General features: G+C 71.0%; 16 protein-coding genes and 3 tRNA genes. 5 read left to right on the top strand and 14 right to left on the bottom strand.

Annotation, left to right across the window (positions count from 1 at the left end):
- Positions 1-100: 100 nt before the first annotated feature.
- Both Cs7R123_RS39645 and Cs7R123_RS39640 read left to right on the top strand, forming a co-directional pair.
- The gene (locus tag Cs7R123_RS39645) at positions 101-658 is read left to right on the top strand and encodes a hypothetical protein (protein ID WP_244872434.1); all 558 of its coding nucleotides are present in this window, start codon (positions 101-103) and stop codon (positions 656-658) included.
- Positions 655-1,980 carry a PrsW family intramembrane metalloprotease gene (locus Cs7R123_RS39640; protein ID WP_212834319.1) on the top strand — a complete coding sequence of 442 codons (1,326 nt, stop codon included), beginning with the start codon at positions 655-657 and terminating at the stop codon, positions 1,978-1,980. The genes Cs7R123_RS39645 and Cs7R123_RS39640 overlap by 4 nt, the downstream gene beginning before the upstream one ends.
- A gap of 143 nt (positions 1,981-2,123) precedes the next feature.
- On the opposite strand, the gene Cs7R123_RS39635 is transcribed toward Cs7R123_RS39640, so the two are convergent.
- A complete protein-coding gene (locus tag Cs7R123_RS39635; RefSeq protein WP_212834318.1) occupies positions 2,124-2,360 on the bottom strand; it encodes a hypothetical protein in 237 nt (78 codons plus the stop codon).
- 37 nt (positions 2,361-2,397) lie between these two features.
- Positions 2,398-3,729 (bottom strand): ABC transporter substrate-binding protein, encoded by a 1,332-nt coding sequence (locus tag Cs7R123_RS39630; RefSeq protein WP_212834317.1) that lies wholly within the window; start codon positions 3,727-3,729, stop codon positions 2,398-2,400.
- Between the two features lie 128 nt (positions 3,730-3,857).
- On the opposite strand from Cs7R123_RS39630, the gene Cs7R123_RS39625 reads away from it, so the two are divergent.
- Entirely contained in the window at positions 3,858-4,256 is a 399-nt protein-coding gene (locus Cs7R123_RS39625) for a hypothetical protein (RefSeq protein WP_212834316.1), read from the top strand.
- Between the two features lie 118 nt (positions 4,257-4,374).
- Here Cs7R123_RS39625 and Cs7R123_RS40965 read toward each other — a convergent pair whose 3' ends face one another.
- From Cs7R123_RS40965 to Cs7R123_RS39585, 9 genes are all read right to left on the bottom strand, one after another.
- The gene (locus Cs7R123_RS40965; protein ID WP_280517357.1) at positions 4,375-4,497 is read right to left on the bottom strand and encodes a hypothetical protein; all 123 of its coding nucleotides are present in this window, start codon (positions 4,495-4,497) and stop codon (positions 4,375-4,377) included.
- 368 nt (positions 4,498-4,865) lie between these two features.
- Positions 4,866-4,942: transfer RNA gene (locus Cs7R123_RS39620), tRNA-Phe, on the bottom strand.
- A 28-nt stretch (positions 4,943-4,970) separates the two neighbouring features.
- Positions 4,971-5,044 (bottom strand) — tRNA-Asp (locus tag Cs7R123_RS39615).
- 63 nt (positions 5,045-5,107) lie between these two features.
- Positions 5,108-5,180, bottom strand: a tRNA-Glu gene (locus Cs7R123_RS39610).
- Between the two features lie 156 nt (positions 5,181-5,336).
- Entirely contained in the window at positions 5,337-6,128 is a 792-nt protein-coding gene (locus Cs7R123_RS39605; protein ID WP_212834314.1) for a polysaccharide deacetylase family protein, read from the bottom strand.
- A gap of 98 nt (positions 6,129-6,226) precedes the next feature.
- Complete coding sequence (gene idi / locus Cs7R123_RS39600; RefSeq protein WP_212834312.1) at positions 6,227-6,769, bottom strand: isopentenyl-diphosphate Delta-isomerase; 543 nt, start codon at positions 6,767-6,769, stop codon at positions 6,227-6,229.
- Positions 6,766-8,193, bottom strand: a complete 1,428-nt coding sequence (gene crtI / locus Cs7R123_RS39595) for a phytoene desaturase family protein (protein ID WP_212834309.1) — start codon at positions 8,191-8,193, stop codon at positions 6,766-6,768. The genes idi and crtI overlap by 4 nt, the downstream gene beginning before the upstream one ends.
- A gap of 263 nt (positions 8,194-8,456) precedes the next feature.
- On the bottom strand, positions 8,457-11,198 hold the full coding sequence (locus tag Cs7R123_RS39590; protein WP_212834306.1) for a cellulose binding domain-containing protein: 2,742 nt from the start codon (positions 11,196-11,198) through the stop codon (positions 8,457-8,459).
- Between the two features lie 305 nt (positions 11,199-11,503).
- Entirely contained in the window at positions 11,504-12,154 is a 651-nt protein-coding gene (locus Cs7R123_RS39585) for an NADPH-dependent FMN reductase (protein WP_244872433.1), read from the bottom strand.
- A gap of 170 nt (positions 12,155-12,324) precedes the next feature.
- Between Cs7R123_RS39585 and Cs7R123_RS39580 the strand changes: the two genes are divergently transcribed.
- Positions 12,325-12,897 carry a hypothetical protein gene (locus tag Cs7R123_RS39580; RefSeq protein ID WP_212834304.1) on the top strand — a complete coding sequence of 191 codons (573 nt, stop codon included), beginning with the start codon at positions 12,325-12,327 and terminating at the stop codon, positions 12,895-12,897.
- 67 nt (positions 12,898-12,964) lie between these two features.
- Here the strand turns inward: Cs7R123_RS39580 and Cs7R123_RS39575 are convergent, their stop codons facing one another.
- Together Cs7R123_RS39575 and Cs7R123_RS39570 are read right to left on the bottom strand one after the other, a co-directional pair.
- Positions 12,965-13,171, bottom strand: coding sequence for a hypothetical protein (locus Cs7R123_RS39575; RefSeq protein WP_212835151.1), 207 nt, complete (start codon positions 13,169-13,171; stop codon positions 12,965-12,967).
- Between the two features lie 72 nt (positions 13,172-13,243).
- On the bottom strand, positions 13,244-14,236 hold the full coding sequence (locus Cs7R123_RS39570) for a response regulator transcription factor (protein ID WP_212834302.1): 993 nt from the start codon (positions 14,234-14,236) through the stop codon (positions 13,244-13,246).
- A 117-nt stretch (positions 14,237-14,353) separates the two neighbouring features.
- Between Cs7R123_RS39570 and Cs7R123_RS39565 the strand changes: the two genes are divergently transcribed.
- A complete protein-coding gene (locus Cs7R123_RS39565) occupies positions 14,354-15,073 on the top strand; it encodes a PP2C family serine/threonine-protein phosphatase (RefSeq protein WP_212834300.1) in 720 nt (239 codons plus the stop codon).
- Here the strand turns inward: Cs7R123_RS39565 and Cs7R123_RS39560 are convergent.
- The gene (locus Cs7R123_RS39560) at positions 15,070-16,119 is read right to left on the bottom strand and encodes a LacI family DNA-binding transcriptional regulator (RefSeq protein WP_212834298.1); all 1,050 of its coding nucleotides are present in this window, start codon (positions 16,117-16,119) and stop codon (positions 15,070-15,072) included. The two genes, Cs7R123_RS39565 and Cs7R123_RS39560, sit on opposite strands and share 4 nt — an antisense overlap.
- Between the last annotated feature and the right edge of the window lie 554 nt (positions 16,120-16,673).

The following is a 16,673-nucleotide window of genomic DNA, read 5'->3' as shown; positions in this document are numbered from 1 at the left end:
ATCCTGCGCGTCCGGGCCGGAGCCGTCAAAAACCCCGGCCAAGCCCGCGCATCGGTCGATATAGCAGCATTCAAGTTCAATGCCCGGTTAACGTCTGATCATGGTGGCGCACCGACTGCTGCGGAACCTGGCCGGCGGCACCGCAGTGCTGGCTGCCCTGCTCGTGGTCGTCTTCGGCCTGCCCGCACTCAACCGGATCGTGCCCAACGACCGGTCGCTGGCCGGGCGGGAGCGCTACGGCGTCGGGGCGGGCGTCAGCGTGCAGCCGCCACCCGGTGCCCGGATAGACGCCAGCAAGACCCGGCCCGGTGCCGACCGGGCCACCGTGCTGTTCCTGATCGGGGCGGTCCGCTACGCCATCGTGGTGACCCCGTTCAGCGGCGGCATCGAGGACGCGGCCGGCCGCCTCCGTACGAAGATCAAAGCGACCCAGGGGTACCAGGTGACCGGTGACGAGGACGGGGTGCGCACCGACAGCGGCATCGCCGGGCTGGCCGGCGGCTACACCGCCCCCGGCCGGTGCGGCCGGTACGCGGTGTTCCTGGCCGGCGGCGTCTCCATCGAGGTGACCGTGAGCGGCGCCGAGTTCGAGCTCGACCAGGTCATGGACGGCATCGACCACAGCATCGACTCCATCGCGTACGGCGGTGCGCGGTGACCGCCGCGGGGGAGACCGGCGGCAGACGCTGGCGGTTCTCCGTACGCCCGACGCCGCGTCCGGCGCGGGCCCTCAAGTCGCTCCAGTTGCCCGCGTTCTGGCTGCTCGGGCTGATCCTGCTGGCCGGGCTGACGCGGCTGGGCGGCATCCTGCGCGCCGACCTGGCCCGATACCCGGTGGCCACCACCACGGCGATCATCCTGTTCGCCCTGTACGCCGTCCCGTTCTGGCTGTTCATCGCCTCGATGGACTTCCTGGAGCGGGAACCGCCGCTGCTCATGGCCACGGCGTTCGCCTGGGGCGGGGCGGTCGCCACCACCGCCGCCATCCCGGGCAACCAGTCCGTGCACGACCTGCTGGCCAAGCTGATCTCGCCCGCGTTCGCCGCCACCTGGGGCCCGGCCATCGCCGGGCCCACCATCGAGGAGCTGCTCAAAGCCCTAGGCGTGGTCATGATCGTGCTGGTGGCGCGCAAGCAGATCAACAGCGTCCTGGACGGCATGGTCTACGGCGCGCTGGTCGGCCTCGGCTTCCAGGTCGTCGAGGACATCGTGTACGCGGTGAACGCCGTCTCCGTCACCGGCCGCGGCGACGGCGTCGGGCCGGTCATCGCCACGTTCTTCCTGCGCGGCTTCCTGGCCGGGCTGTGGAGCCACACCCTGTTCACGGCCCTGGCGGGCGCGGGCATCGCCTGGTTCCTGGTCCGCACCGACAAGCCGACCTGGTGGCGCGCGGGCGGGCTCGCCGTCGGCCTCGGGCTGGCCTGGCTGACCCACTTCATCTGGAACTCGCCCCTGTTCGCCGACGGGCTCGGCTCCGGTGGCGCCGGGGTGCTGCTCGGGATGCTCGGCAAGGGCCTGCCCGCACTGGTCATGGTGCTGGCCCTGGTCTGGGTGGCCCGCCACCGCGAGGCCCACTTCTACGTGGCGCAGCTCGCGGCGCTGCACGATCCGGCGATCGCCACGCCGGGCGAGCTGCAGATCATGGGCCACGGGCACCTGCGCGCCGACGCCCGGCGGTACGGCAAGGCCCGCTGCGGGCGGGCCGGGGAACGCGCCGTACGCGGGTTGCAGACCGCGCAGGCGCGGCTGGCGGTCGAGCTGAGCCGGGTCAGCCATCTCGATCCGGCCGACGCGCTGCTGATCTACTGCCGGGACGAGGTGCTGGCCCAGCGGCAGCGGCTGGTGGCGCTGGGGCACCCGGAGGCGATCGTGTCACCGTCCCGGCCCGCGGTGCCGCGCATCGTGGTGCTAGGCGCGCTCGGGGCCGTCCTGCTGGTCCTGCTCATCTGGCAGGCCATCCGCTCCATGAACGCCGCCTGACCACCTCCCCGCCCGCCGCACATCTGGCTTGAGATAAACGTTGGCCTATCTCATCGATTTTATGTAGATCATCTTCGATGAGATAGGCCAACGTTTATGTAATTAGGGTCGGGGCGGCGGACCGCCCGGACTGCCCGGACCGGTCAGGCCGGGGCGTGGCCGCCGTCGCCGTCCACGGTCGCGTCCGGGGTGCCGTCCTGGTCGAGGTCGACCAGGGTGATGTCGACGTTGCCGTCGCCGTCGGTGTCGAACTGGAACAGGTCGGCCTTGCCGTCGCCGTCGGTGTCCGACACCCACACGTCGGTCTTGCCGTCCTGGTTGGTGTCGCCGGTGATCAGGTCACGGCGGTCGTCGCCGCGGGTCTCTACGGTCTCGCTCACGAGGTTCTCCTTCTCAGGGGGTCGATCCGGTCAAACGTTAGTGGCGGATGAGAACGCTCGCATCCACCAGCTTCGCGATCGCCTGGGCCGAGTCCTCGTAGAAGCCGACGATCAGCACTCCGTCCAGCTGCGCGGACTTGATCTCCTGGGCGATACGCACCAGTTCGTTCTCATCCTTGACGTTGCCGTCGTCGGTGAGCTGGTACGTGAACGATCGGATCTCCGACTCCGAGACACCGGCGTTGATCAGTTCCTTCTTGGTGTCGTTCGCGAGCTTCGTGCCGTAGTCGTCGTTGCGGGCGATGATCGCGTATCGGCGGCCGCCGTCGCGGACCATCACGTCGGCCAGCGCCCGCGCCTGCAGGATGTCCGACGGCGCCGTACGGAAGTAGAGGCCCTTGTCGTCCGCGGTGCTCAGGGTCGACGAGGTGTTCGACGGCGAGAACATGATCAGGCCGTTCCGGACCGCATCGGGCAGCGTGGCCACCGCGACCCCCGAACCGGCCGGGCCGATCAGCACCGACACCCCGGCGGCCTTGTGCGAGTTGATCGTGGCGCGGGCGACCTTAGGGTCGGTGCCGTCGTCGCCGTCGATCCACTTCACCGGCTTGCCGAGCACTCCGCCCGCGGCGTTGATCTCGGTGATCGCCAGCTTGGCCGCGGCGGCCATCGGCGGCAGGGCCGGGGCGAGCCCGCCGTGCTGGGGCAGCAGCCCGCCGATCGTCAGCGGGGTGGAGGACTTGCCGTCCTTGACCGGCTTCGGGGCCTTGGTCGAGGACACGTCCGACTCGTTGCCGGTGCCCAGGAACTCGGTCTTGCCGCTGTCGACCTGGTTGCTCGCGTCGAAGTGCATGGTGGCGTACATCGTGGTCGCGGGCTCGCCGGCGTCGGTGAAGCCGTATCGCACGGTGATGCCGCGGTAGGCGATGTCGTCGCCCTTGCGCGCCATCGACAGGCACTGGGCCGGGGTCTTGCAGGCCAGGCCGTCGGTGGTCACGCCGTTGATGTACTTGGCGATGTCCGCCGGGTCGGTCGAGCCGGCCTGCTGCGCGGCCAGCGCCGCCACCACCACCGCGTCATAGGTCTCCCCCGCGTAGGTGAAGTCCTTCAGCCCGGGGGTGATCGCCCTGAGTTTGGCGACGAAGGCGCCGTCGAGCGGCGTCATGGGCAGCGTGCCCTTCATGCCGTTCAGAGCGCCCGGCTTCTCCTTGAGGAAGTCGGCGATCGAGTTGCTCATGTTGCCGTCGGTGCCGTAGAGATACGCCCCCGGGTACTCGGCGGCCCGCGGATCGTCTGCCTTGTTCGAGCAGGCCGCGAGGGTGAGCAGGGAAACGCAGGCAGCGGCTGCGACAGCGCGCGGGATACGCATGAGGGTGCCTCCATGGCCATGGTCCAACGGGCACCTTAGCGTTGTTCCCGGGATTGGGGGAGGGGCCTTTACGACGTTTGGGTGCCGAGTGGTCCGGTACGGTTGCCACCGCCCGATAGGCTCCGACCGTGACCGTCGATCCTGACCACGCGTTCGAAGACGCCGCTCTCATCCTCGACCAGGCACTGGCCGGCAACGGGAAGGCGGTGGCAGGCACCTTCGACGCGGTAGTGAAGCGGGAAGGCGCGTTCGGTGCGTACAACGTCGCCTGGTGCCTGGCCGGCGAGCTGGCCGGCGACGGCCTGCGGGCAGGCCCGTGGACCCTGGACTACCCCGAGATAGACGAGGCGCACTACGACGCCCGCTGGGTGGCCAGATTCGTCAGCGCGTACGTCAACGAGGATCAGCCGACCGGAGAAGCCCTGGTCGGAGCTGCCATCGCCGACGGCAGGCTGCCCGAGTGCCTGCTCACCCTGGCCGGCTCGACGGTCGCCACCCTCCGCCGCCGCTCCCCCGGCGCTCCCTGACTGCCCCACGTACGGGCGAGTTGCCAGGCAATCGGTCGCGAGACCTCGCGCTGAACACACGACTGCCGGGCAACTTGAACGATCTCGGTGTGGCGCGGTGCGGGCCCGATGGTCAGGGCTACAGGTAGTACCAGGTGCCCTCAGAGCAGGTGCCCTGGCTGTCCCTGCAGTCGAGCGCGGGCTTCTGCGCGTGGGCGGGAGCCGCCGCGACCGCCGAGTCCAGCAGGGCCAGGCTGGCCATGAGAGCGATTCGAGCAATGATTCGCATGCCGACCTTCGGGAACGAAGTGCGTAGATGATCTAGTATATTGACGCTCGTAGATCACCTGGAACCGCCGTTCGGACGAACTCGTCCCGGGCCGCCCCTGGTCCTGCCGAAGTCCGAGGTGTGGGTCGTGCAGTTTCGGGGAAACTGCGGTTATCCGGCCCAAGATTTCAGCACTTTCCCCGAAACTGCACGCCTGCCTCAAGCATCGGCGAAAGCCGGTTCGGCGCGGTCGACCACGGTCACTCGCCGGTGAGGTCGGCATCGGCATACGAAAATGCCCCGACCCGCAGCCCGAGATGTCTCAGGCGCAGTTCGGGGCGACAAAGCCCGGCGAAGAGCTTTGGTGGCCAGGGGCGGGGTCGAACCGCCGACCTTCCGATTTTCAGTCGGACGCTCGTACCAACTGAGCTACCTGGCCGAAACCACCGAGGTGGCCGTACAAAAAGCGGTCCTGACGGGACTTGAACCCGCGACCTCCGCCTTGACAGGGCGGCGAGCACTCCGACTGCTCCACAGGACCTTGCTTGTCTTGCTGGTCTTACCGGTCTTGCTTCCGGGAGAACCTTACCAGGTCTCCCGGTCGTGCCCCCAACGGGATTCGAACCCGTGCTACCGCCTTGAAAGGGCGGCGTCCTGGGCCGCTAGACGATGAGGGCGGCCGCACCATCATTGCACAGTGCCGCGGGAAACCCGCAGTACTTATGCTCTGACGGTTTGTTGCTCCCATCCGGCCCCGCCGGAGGCTCGGAAAGCATATGTGACCAGCGGGCGTAACACCAAATCGGGGGTGGGGTCCGCTGCGGCGGGTCGGATCAGAGGGCGTCCGGCAGGCGCACGAGCTTGTACTTGGCACGCAGCGTGCTGATGATGCGGGGCAGCGCGGCGAGGGTCTGGCTGCGGTCGCCGCCGCCGTCGTGCATGAGCACGACCGAGCCGGAGCGGGTGGCCCGGATGACGCGGTTGGCGATGGTGCCGGCGCCGGGGCGCCGCCAGTCCTGCGGGTCGACGGCCCAGTGCAGCGGGCTCATGCCCAGGCTGCGGGCGACCTTCACCGCGGCGAGTGTCCAGTTTCCGCCCGGGTGCCGGAAGTACTTGATCGGCGCCCCGGGGACCGCGGCGTGGATGGCGTCGTTGGTCCGCTGCATGTTCGACCGGATCTTGGCGGTGGACCAGGTGCCCAGCTTGAACTCGTGGTTCCAGCTGTGGTTGCACAGGGTGTGCCCCTCGGCCACGATCCGGCGGATCAGGTCGGGGTGGGCGGCGGCCTGCGAACCGATCACGCAGAAGGTGGCCTTGACCCCGCGCGCCTTGAGCGCGTCCAGGACCTTCGGGGTCCACGCGGAAGGGCCGTCGTCGAAGGTCAGCGCGACCCCGCCGAAGCCCGTGGTGCGCTGGAGGTTCATCTTCTCCGGCACCGGTTTGACCGTGGGGCCGACCGAAGGGCTCGCCGAGGGGGTGGGCGAGGGGATGACCGGCACGACGCTGGGCGACTCGCTGGCGGCCGCCGCCGCGTCGTCGTCGCGTGCGCCGGTGCACGCCGACATGGCCAGGGTGAGGCTGATCGCCAGCAGGGCGATCAGGCCGTGGCTGCGCCGTTGCGCCATGGCCGCTCCCGGGGGTGGAGGGGGTCAAGGGGGACCCCAGCCTGACACAGCGGCGCAGGCTGTGCCAGGGGACGGCCGGTGAAGTCTGTCGAACGCCTCTACGCGCAGTCGCCCAGTGCGACGTCGGTCACGCCGGCCAGCCAGGGGGCGAAGTCGTCGGGGCTGCGGCCGAGCCAGTCGCGCAGGTCGGCCGGTGAGATCCAGCGCAGCGCGGCGACCTCGGCCGGGTCCGGGCGGGGCGGCTCGGCGTCGGCGCCGAGGATGCCGAGCAGTACGTGGTCGTACTCGTCCTCGACCCGGCCGGTGGAAGGGTCGACGGCGCGGTAGCCGTACACCCCGATCTCGGTGAGTTCGACGGCGCGGACACCGACCTCCTCGGCCAGGCGGCGCGCGGCGGCGACCGTCACCGGCTCGCCCGGCGCCGGATGGCCGCAGGTCGCATTGGCCCAGCGCAGCGCGAACCGGGTCTTGACCGCGGCACGCTGTTGCAGCAGCAGCCGCCCGGAGGCGTCCAGCAGGTGCACCGAGAAGGCGCGATGCCGCACGCCCGGCGCGCTGTGCGCCTGGGCGACCGTGGCCTTGCCGCAGGCGTTGCCGTCGGCGTCGACCAGTTCGACCAGATCTTCTTCCCGTGACCTCATGAGCGCGCTCCGATCACCCGACGCGCGGCCGCTCTACCCGAGATCAGCACCATCGGTACACCGACGCCGGGACGCGTGCCGGACCCCGTGAACACCACATTTGTCAGGGTCGGATGCAGGTTACCCGGCCGCAGTGGTCCGGTCTGCCGCAAGGTGTGCGCACTCGCGAACGGTGTGCCGAATGTCATACCCTGCCGGGCCCAGTCGTCGGGGGTGACCACATAGGACAAAGCCAGGTCAGCGCCCAGATCCAGGTAGCCGCGGGCCTCCAGGGTGGCCATCAGCTCGCCGGCGTACCGGCGGCCGACCGGGCCGTCCCAGCGGACCGGCGCGGTCTTCAGGTTCGGCACCGGCACGGTCACCTGGTATGTCTGCCGCCCCGTCGGGGCCGCCCCCGGGTCGGTCCGGCTCGGGTTGGTGACCAGCACCGACGGGTCGCTCATCAGCTCGCCGCGGTTGACCACCTCGTCGAAGGTCTGCCGCCACGAGCGCCCGAAGTGCAGGTTGTGGTGCGCGATCCGCTGGTAGCCGCCCCGGTCGTCGCGGGTGCCCAGGTGCAGCACCACGCAGGAGGGCGCCGGGCGCAGCCGCCGGATCCGGGTCGGGGCGCCGCCGGGCAGCAGGCCGTACGCGGCGGGCAGGTCGGGGTTGAGCACCACCGCGTCGGCGGTCAGGCGCTCGCCGTCGGCCGTGTGCACCGCCACGGCCCGGTCGCCCCGGGTCTCGACCGCCGTCACCTCGGTATGGAACCGGAAGCTGACGCCGTGCTTCTCCGCGGCGGCGGCCAGCGCCCGGGGCACGGCGTTCATGCCGCCGCGGGGATACCAGACCTCGGTGACGGTGTCGAGGTACGACGCCACGCGAGGGTCACGCCCGGTGAGCAGGTTCCGAAACGCGAACAGCCGCTGCGTACGAGGGTCGGCGAAGAAGTCGGTCAGCCGCCGCCGCGCCCCCTCGCTCGCCAGCGTGCGCCAGTGCCCGGCCGGGTCGCGCCGCTCGAACGACTGGAGCCGCCGCGCCCAGCGCAGGAAGCGCAGGTAGCCCGCCGCCTCCTTGCCGCCGCAGAGCCGGGCGATCGCCGCGACCATCCGCTCCGGGTCGGCGTGCACGTCCAGCGTGGTGCCGTCCGGGAAGTGCGCCCGGTACGCCGGATCGAGCCGGATCAGCTCGATCCAGTCCTGGAGGTGCTCGCCGACCGCGTGCAGCGGCTCGGCGAGCAGCTCCGGTGAGGTCACCATGGTGGGCCCGGTGTCGAACCGGTGCCCGTCGAGTTCGAGCACCCCGACCTGCCCGCCGGGGTGCCCGTTCCGTTCCAGCACGGTGACCTCGCGCCCTGCACCTGCCAGGTGCAGCGCGCAGGCGAGCCCGCCCAGGCCGGCCCCCACCACGACGACATGATTTGTCGGACCTAGTACGGTTCGCACCGATTCATGGTGGCACGTTCGGCCACTCCGACACGCCATTCAGCCACCTCCCAGCCACCGCTTGGCCGATATCTGACATTTCGGACAGGGTCCTCCCCGCAGTTTCGGGGAAAGTGCAGGAATCGCGGCCGGCATTCGAGCACTTTCCCCGAAACTGCCCGAACCCCTGCCCGCCCTGCCCCGCCCGTCCCCCGCGTCGACGCTCCCCGGAACGGGCGACCGCCCCCGCCGGCGGGCGGCGGGGGCGGTCGTGGGGTGGTGCGTCAGAGGGCGGTGCAGGTGATGGGCGACGGGACGGGGTTGGACGTGGTGTAGTTCGCGTTGAAGCCCGGGTTCGCCGTGGCGCCGGGCGCCAGCGCGCCGTTCCAGGCCTCGTTGGTGATCTGGACAGCCGCCCCGGTCTGGGTCTTGACGCCACCCCAGAGCTGGCTGATCACCTGGCCGGCGGTGTAGTTGAAGTTGACCCGCCAGCCCGTGGTCGCCGAGGTGCCGGTGTTGGTCACCACGATCTCGCCCTGGAAGCCGCCCGGCCACGAGTTGAGGATCTTGTACGTGGCACTGCACGACCTGCCCGGCTGCGGCGAGGCCGACGGGCTGGGCGAGGCGGAGGCCGACGGCGACGGCGAGGCGCTGCGCGACGGGCTGGGCGAGACGGACGGCGAAGCCGAGGCGGACGGCGAGGCCGAGCCCGAGGCGCTGGGCGAGGCCGACGGGATCACGCCCGTGTCGCCGTACACGATGCCGCGGCCGTTGGTGCCCATGTAGACGCGGCCGTACGTGCGCGGGTCGCCGGTGATCGAGTCGCCGGCGTTGCCCCACTGGTGCTGGGCGTCGTTGATGCGGACCCAGCTCGCGCCCGCGTCGTTGGAGCGGTACACGCCGCGCACGCCGTCGATGGTGGCCATCGTGTAGACCGCCATGTTGGTGCGGCCCGGCGCCGCCTTGCCGAAGCCGACGCCGACCGCGCTGGCCGACGCGCTGAACTTGGTGAAGCTGGTGCCGGAGTTGGTCGAGCGGTAGAGGCCGGTGTCGCTGGCCAGCCACAGCTCGCCTTCCACGCCCGGCACCGCCTTGAACCCGGCGATGACGCCCAGGCCGGAGGCGGCCGCGGTGAAGCTCTGCCCGCCGTTGGTGCTGACGTAGACCGTGCCGTTGTAGGCGGCGTAGAACTTGTTCGCGTTGACCCGGTCCGACTCCACCTTGGCCGTGGCCGGGGCGCCGCTGGACTGGGTGAAGGAGCCGCCGAAGCTGGTGGCGTAGAAGACGCCCATGGAGTCGGTGCTCCACACCGCGCGGGTGCCGTTGGCGTTCAGGGCCACCGTGCCGCCCTGGGCGCCGCTGGGCGAGCTGCCCGACCACCAGTTGGCGCCGCCGTCACTGGAGACGCCGATGTTGGTCTGGCCGTTGGCGGTGCGCGCGCCCTTGCCGACCCGGATCACGTAGCTCGGGTTCAGCTCGGCGTAGTCGAGGCTGTTCGTGCTGCCGAAGTACGGCATGTCGAACATGTCGGGGACCACGGTCAGGTCGGTGTGCCGGAAGCCGCCGATGTCGCCGACGCCGGAGATCAGCGGGGCCGCGCCGGTCGGCGGGCTGATCAGGTCCAGCACCGCGGTCTCCTCCAGCCCCTTGACCATCGGGGCCAGGTTGACCGTGGCGCCGGTGTCCAGCGCGGTGAGGTTGGTGGTGCCGTAGATCGTGGCGCCGGTGCCGAACATCATCCGGTTCGAGTTGAACGGGTCGATCTCCAGCGCCTCGGTCATCCAGCCCAGCTTCGGCGACTGCTCCGGGGCCGACTTCTGCTCGTTGAAGTCGAGCCACGGCACGCCGCTGATGTTCAGGCTGTACTTGTTGGTGCGGTTCGGCCAGGCGTAGTCGTAGAACTGCTTCCAGGTCGCGCCGCCGTCGGTGCTGCGCCAGATGAAGGTGTCCGGGTACCAGGAGCTGTAGCCGGTGACCATCAGCGTGTTCGGGTTCTGCTTGTCCACGGACAGGCCGGAGTAGCCGAACCAGTTGTTGTTGGTGTCGGTCGACGGCACCGGGCTGATCTGGGTCCAGGTGCCGGTGGACAGCTGCATCTTCCACACGTCGCCGTGGCCGCCGTCGTACGGGCCGCCCTTGTCGCTGGTGGTGATGTAGAGGTATCCACCCGCGATCTCACCCTGGTGGGCCAGGAAGCCGGTCGGCTGCCCCGCCACCCGCTCCCACGAGGTGCCGCCGTTGAGGCTGCGGTACACCGTGTTCTGGAGGTCGGCGACGCCGACGTAGATCGCCTGGGTGGTGTTGCCGGCGGTGCCGGTGGACTTGTCGAACGCGACCCACACCACGCCCTGGTTGAACGTCAGGTACTGGTTGGTGTCGGCCGGGTCCTGCACGTAGTTGCCGACGTTGGGGAAGTTGGTCACCTTCGCCCAGGTCACGCCGGAGTCGGTGCTGCGCCACAGGCCGTTGCCCGCCTCGGCGCCGAAGTAGAGGGTGCTGTTCTTGTTCGGGTCGATCGCCAGGCGCTCGCCCATGCCCCGGCCGGGCATGTTGCCGCCGACCTTGAACGGCAGCGTGGTGGCCGCCCAGGTGGCGCCCTTGTCCGAGGAGCGCAGGATGGCGCCGTTGTTTGGGTCCCAGCTGTTGAGGTACATGCCGACGGCGGCGTACACCTTGCTGGTCTGCACCGGGTCGGTGGCGAGGCTGATCACGCCGTTGTAGTTCCAGTTGTCCCAGCCCGCCCAGTCCAGCAGCGGGGTCCAGCTGCTGGTCGACTGGTTCCAGCGGTAGGCGCCGCCGATGTCGGTGCGGGCGTAGATCAGGTTCTGCTCGGTCTGGTTGAAGATGATGCCGGGGACGAAACCGCCACCGTCGATCCGGACGTTCTTCCAGGTGTACGGCTCAGACGTGGCGGCCAGGGCCGGTGTTCCCCCGGCGAGCTGGGTCACCACGGCCAGCACGCCTGCGGCGAGGCTGGCGGCGACCGCACCGGCGAGGGTGCGGGTTCTTCGGGCACGCGTAGGCATTGCGGCATTCCTCTCAGGGTCGTGAGAAGGGAGGTGCCGCCGCGTACGGGGGAGAGCGTGAAGCGGGCCCGGGCAGTGTCGACCGCCGCACTCACCCGTCGGACGGCGACAGAGTTCGTGCGTGAGTTGCTGCGGGACTGCCCTCGGCGCACACGGCACCGGCCCCGTGGAGAGGTTCACACGGGGCGCCGAGCCATGTCAATAGTTGGGGGTACAAACGAAATAGGAACCGGTCTGAGCTGCTGTGCACTGGCGCGCTATGGACGCCGCCGGAACGGTGGCGGCCGACAGCGGATCGAAGGGCGCTACTCGATGCGGTCGACCGCCGGGTCCGGGCGCTCGCCCAGGAACTCGATCCAGCGCTGCTTGGCGCACGGGTAGTGCACCGCCGACTCGACCAGGGTCAGGAAGTCGGTCAGCATCGTGGCGAACCGGCGGGCCAGTTCGGCGTCGCCGACGCAGCCCCGCTCGTCCATCGCCTGATGCGCCTGGGCCAGCGAGAACATCTCCGGGTACACCCGGGCGCCCAGATGCTCCAGCGGGATGCGCAGCGCCCACAGGCCGCGGTTGCCGCCCACCATGGACGGTGACGCCGACATCAGCAGCACGTGCCGCGCCGCGAACGGCTGCGGGCGCAGGCGGGAGCCCCAGTCGATCAGGTTCTTCAGCGTGCCCGGGATCGAGGCGTTGTACTCGGGCGAGGCGATGACCAGGGCGTCGGCCTCGGTGAGCGCGGCGCCGAACGCGCCGACCGGCTCGGGCAGGCCGGTGGCGGCCTCCTCGTCGCCGTCGTACGGGGGCAGCGGCCAGTCCCGCAGGTCCGCCAGCCGCACCTGCGCGCCCAGGCGGCCCGCCTCGGCGGCGGCACACGCGGCGAGCCTGCGGTTGAGCGACTCGCGCCGCAGCGACCCGCCGAACACGAGCAGCCGCACCGGGCGGTCGGGCGAGTGGTCCATGTCGACACTCAACCACTCGCGGCCCTGGCGCGCAGGGGGATCGCCGAACGCGGCCGCCAAGATTGTCAAGTTCCGTGCGCGCACTGGGCTGGGATGCCGGAGTAGGGCACTATGACGGCGGCGAGGTAACGTGCGCCAGCTATACCCCTCAACCCCTCCGGAGCTCGATCATGAGTGAATACACCCCTCAGGTGAACCTGGTCAGCCGCACCGGTGCCGGTGTGGTCGGCGGCGTCGCCGGTGGGCTGTTCCTGGCCCTGGCGTTGCAGATCATGGGGCACATCAAGCCGTACGCGCAGCTCGTGGGCGAGACCGACGCCTCGACCGCGTGGGTCATGACGCTCGTCGTGGCCGGTGCCGGCGGCGGCCTCTTCGGCGCGTTCCTGGGCAAGTTCATCCGCGGGCAGATCATTCCGGCAGTCGGTGTCGGCCTGGTCTACGGCATGATCACCTGGGTGCTGCTGGCCCTGGTCGTGCTGCCGATCCGCGGTGACGGCGCGTTCCTGGGTATCGCCGACGCGGGCGGCATCTTCGTCCTCGGCGTCTACGTCATCTTCGGCGTGGCCACCTCGATCGTGTACGCCATCTTCGGGCCCCGCCGCCGCCACTACTACCGCCGCCGCCGCGAGTACGGCTTCGTCATGGCGATGCCGAGCGTCTCGCGCCGCCGCCGCAAGTCCCGCCGCAGCCACCACGACGACGACGTCGACATCGACGTCGACGTGGAGATCGACAACGACTGACCGCGCCGACGTCCGACGGCCCGGGACGCGCCCGCCCCGCAGCGGTGCGCGCCCGGGCCGTCGCGCGTCAGCGGCCGGCCGCGGCCAGCTCGGCCAGCACGTCCGCGGGCACCTCGACCACCGTCTCGTGCGCCGGGACGTCCAGCTGGGACAGCGCCTCCGGGTCGGTCACCCGCCAGCCCTGCACCAGGTAGGTGCCCCGGTCGGTGCGGTACAGCGACGGGCAGTTGGTGTCGCCGGACAGCGCCGTCTTGCGGATGAAGGTGAGCTGCACTGGTCCCCCTGGCCTCGACGTCGGAACACCCTTATCGGGCATACCGGTAGCTTAGCCACGCCTACCCGGCCCTCAGCCGCGCCGCACCGCCCACAGCGCCGCCTCCGTACGCGAGGAAGAACCGGTCTTGCGCAGCAGATTGGACACGTGCACCGCCACCGTCCGGATGGAGATGTCCAGCGTGCGGGCCATCTGCTTGTTCGACATCCCGGCGGTCAGGCACTCCAGCACCTCCAGCTCGCGGGCGGTCAGCTCGGCCCGCTCGCCCGGCGCGGCCGGCGCGGGGCGCTGACCCGGCAGCGGGGCGCTCAGCAGGGCCTGCGGCGGCTGCCCGGCCGCGACAGCCAGCAGCTCCGTCAACCGGTACGCGTTGCCGCCGGTGCGCTCCCACACCGCGTCGGCCAGCCCCTCGGGCACCGGCCCGTGCACCTGCGCGATCAGCGCGGCCACCTCGGCCCGGCCCAGCGGGCCCAGATGCTGGCGCACCGCCCCGGCGGCACCCGAAAGCCGGGCGAGCGCGGTCGCGGCCAGCTCCGGGGAGACCGCCGCCTCGGCCGGGCGGCTGGTGACCACCAGCAGCACGGGCAGGCCGGCGGCGGCCGCCAGCTCGGCGACGAGGTTGAGGCTGGCCGGGTCCAGCGCGTGCAGGTCCTCCACGATCAGGGCGGCGGGACCGCGGCCGACCAGTGCGCGCACGGTGCGCACCGCCAGCCGCAGCAGCGCGCCGGGCGCGTACCGCTCCGCCGGGGCGGTCGGGTCCTGCCCCAGCCAGGCCAGGCCGTCGGCGGGAATCGGCAGGTCGCGGGTGTCGTGCCGGCTCAGGATCGCGGCCAGCCAGTCGTACGGCGCGGGCGAGTGCACCCGGGCCGTGCCCCACAGCACCACCGCCGGGCGCGGCGCGAACGCCGCCAGCGCCTCGCTCACCAGCCGGGACTTGCCGGTCCCGGCCGCGCCGGTGACCACCACCACCCGCGTCCCGGTGCCGTCGCCGCGCCGTACGCAGGTCCACTGCCGCGCGAGCTCGTCGAGCTCGTCGGCGCGCCCGACCATCGACAACGGCGTCATCGCCACACAATACGAGGAGGGCGCAGTGCGGCCGCCGGGCGTGTCGCGTGCCGAGCGAGGCAAGATACGTACATCTGCTTAAAGACAAGTCCCCTCGCGATAGGCAGGCTAGACACCATGAGCTTGATCCTGCGCGCCGTGACCGTCACCGATCCTGGCCTGGTTCGGGAGAACAACGAGGACTCGGCGTACGCGGGCCGTCGGCTGATCGCCGTCGCCGACGGCATCGGCGGCTCACCCTCGGGCGAGGTCGCCAGCCACATCGTCATCAACGAGCTCGCCCCGCTCGACGGCGAGCCCGCCGAGGGCGACCCGGCCGAGGCGCTGCTGGCCCGGCTGGCCCAGGCCAACTCGCGCATCCGCGAGGTCACCGACGCCGACCCGGCCAGTGAGGGCATGGGCACGACGCTGACGGTCGTGCTCTTCGACGACGGCCGGGCGACGCTGCTCCAGGTCGGCGACTCCCGGGCATACCTGCTGCACGAGGACGAGCTGAGCCAGCTGACGGTCGACGACACCCTGGTCCAGGCCATGATCGAACGCGGGCTGCTGACCCCGGCCGAGGCGCGGGTGCACCCGCACCGCTCGATCATCACCCAGGCGGTGCAGGGCCGGGAGTTCACGCCCACGATCCTCACCCTCCAGCTGCGGCCGGGCGACCGGCTCATGCTGTGCAGCGACGGCCTGTCCGACGTGGTCGACGACGAGGCCATCGCCGAGGTCATGTCCCGCGTCATCGACGTGCGGCCCTGCGCCGACCGGCTCGTCTCGCTCGCGCTGGCGGGGGGCGCCCCCGACAACGTGACCGTCGTCGTCGCCGACGTGGTCACCGGCTAAGCGGAGTCGCGCAGCACCAGCTCGGTGGGCAGCACCGTGGGCCCGTCGCCGACCGGCTCGCCGCGCACCGCCGCGAGCAGCCAGCGGGCGGCGACCGTGCCGATCTGCTCCACCGGCTGGTGCACCGTAGTCAGCGCGGGCCGGATCTGCTCGGCCAGGGCGTGGTCGTCGAAGCCGACCACGGCGACGTCCTCCGGGATGCGGCGGCCGGCCTTGCGCAGGTAGCGCACGGCACCCGCCGCCATCACGTCCGAGGCGGCGAAGACGGCGTCCAGGTGTGGCCGCTGGTCGAGCAGCCGCTGCATGGCGTGCGCGGCCGAGGCCTGGCTCCAGTCCCCGTACGCGACGGGGGCGTCGGTGGCGCCGATGGCCCGCATCGCGTCCCGGTAGCCGGCCAGCCGGTCCGCGCCCACGCCCGTGTCGGGCGGCGCGGCCAGGTGCGCGATCGAGCGGCGGCCCTTCGAGATCAGGTACTCGACCGCGGCGCGGGCCCCGCCCCGGTTGTCGGCGTCGACGTACGGCACCGGCTGCGGCCGCAGCGGGCGCCCGATCACGGTCACCGGCGTGCCCAGCGTGGCCAGCGTCGCCGACAGCGGCAGCGGCCCGTGGTCGGAGACGATCATGATGCCGGAGACGTGCCCGCCCTGGAGGTATCGCCCGACGGTCTCGACCAGGCCGCCGCTGACCGTGGTGACCAGCAGCGGGATGCCGTGCGCGGCCAGCTCCAGCTCGGCCGCGCCGATCAGCCGCGCGAAGAACGGCTCGGTGAACAGCAGCCGGTGCCCGGCGTGGATGACGGCGGCGAACGCGTTCACCTTCCGCTGCGCCTGACCCCACGCCGCCCGGTGCCGCCGGTAGCCGAGCTGGCTGGCCGCGTCGCATACCCGCTGGTACGCCTCCGCGCTGACCCGGCTGGAGTTGTTGAGCACCCGCGACGCGGTCGCGATGGAGACCCCGGCCGCGCGGGCGACCTCGGCGAGGGTCGGCGGCGTGGAAGTGAGCGATCCAGGCTCGCTGTGAGCAGTGGAAGCGCTCCCGTCGGTCATTGGTGCACCCTAACGCGCATGAGTCGGGGGCGGTAGGCCCGCGCAGCGCGGCATGATCGCGGTCTGCGGCCAATTCGCGGCGACTGGGCGCGGGTGGGGACCGCAGGCGCCGGTCATGCGCGACGTGCGCACCTATATAAAGGCCGAAGCCCCCTCCCGTGTGCCGAGGGGGCTTCGTGACCTGCGGTGCTGGTGGGCCGCCAGGGACTCGAACCCTGAACCTACGGATTAAAAGTCCGCATCACATGAGGCCATCCATCCGCGTGAACCGATTAAATATGGTGTCTGAACTGGGCAAATGCGCGATTCGAATGTCTCGGGAGGTCCGCTTCGGACTTGCGCGCATCCATTTCCAATCTTGTGCTGGCCCGGCTAAACCGTTGGTCGCCTGCCTGCGCTTGTCGCCCGTCAGCTTGCCCGACCCAGGATGATCACCAGGCTGGGAATACCGCCAAGTTGCGTCCGGGATGCCCGAAACGCTAGGCCGTCAACGCTGGGCATCTGCCCGCCCGGTGCCCGCCTACGGCTGCCTGTGGCACGCCGATCTGGCACGC

The sequence above is a fragment of the Catellatospora sp. TT07R-123 genome (assembly GCF_018327705.1).
Classification (GTDB): domain Bacteria; phylum Actinomycetota; class Actinomycetes; order Mycobacteriales; family Micromonosporaceae; genus Catellatospora.
Note: the sequence above shows the minus strand (reverse complement) of the source record. Positions and strands in the feature narration are given on the sequence as shown.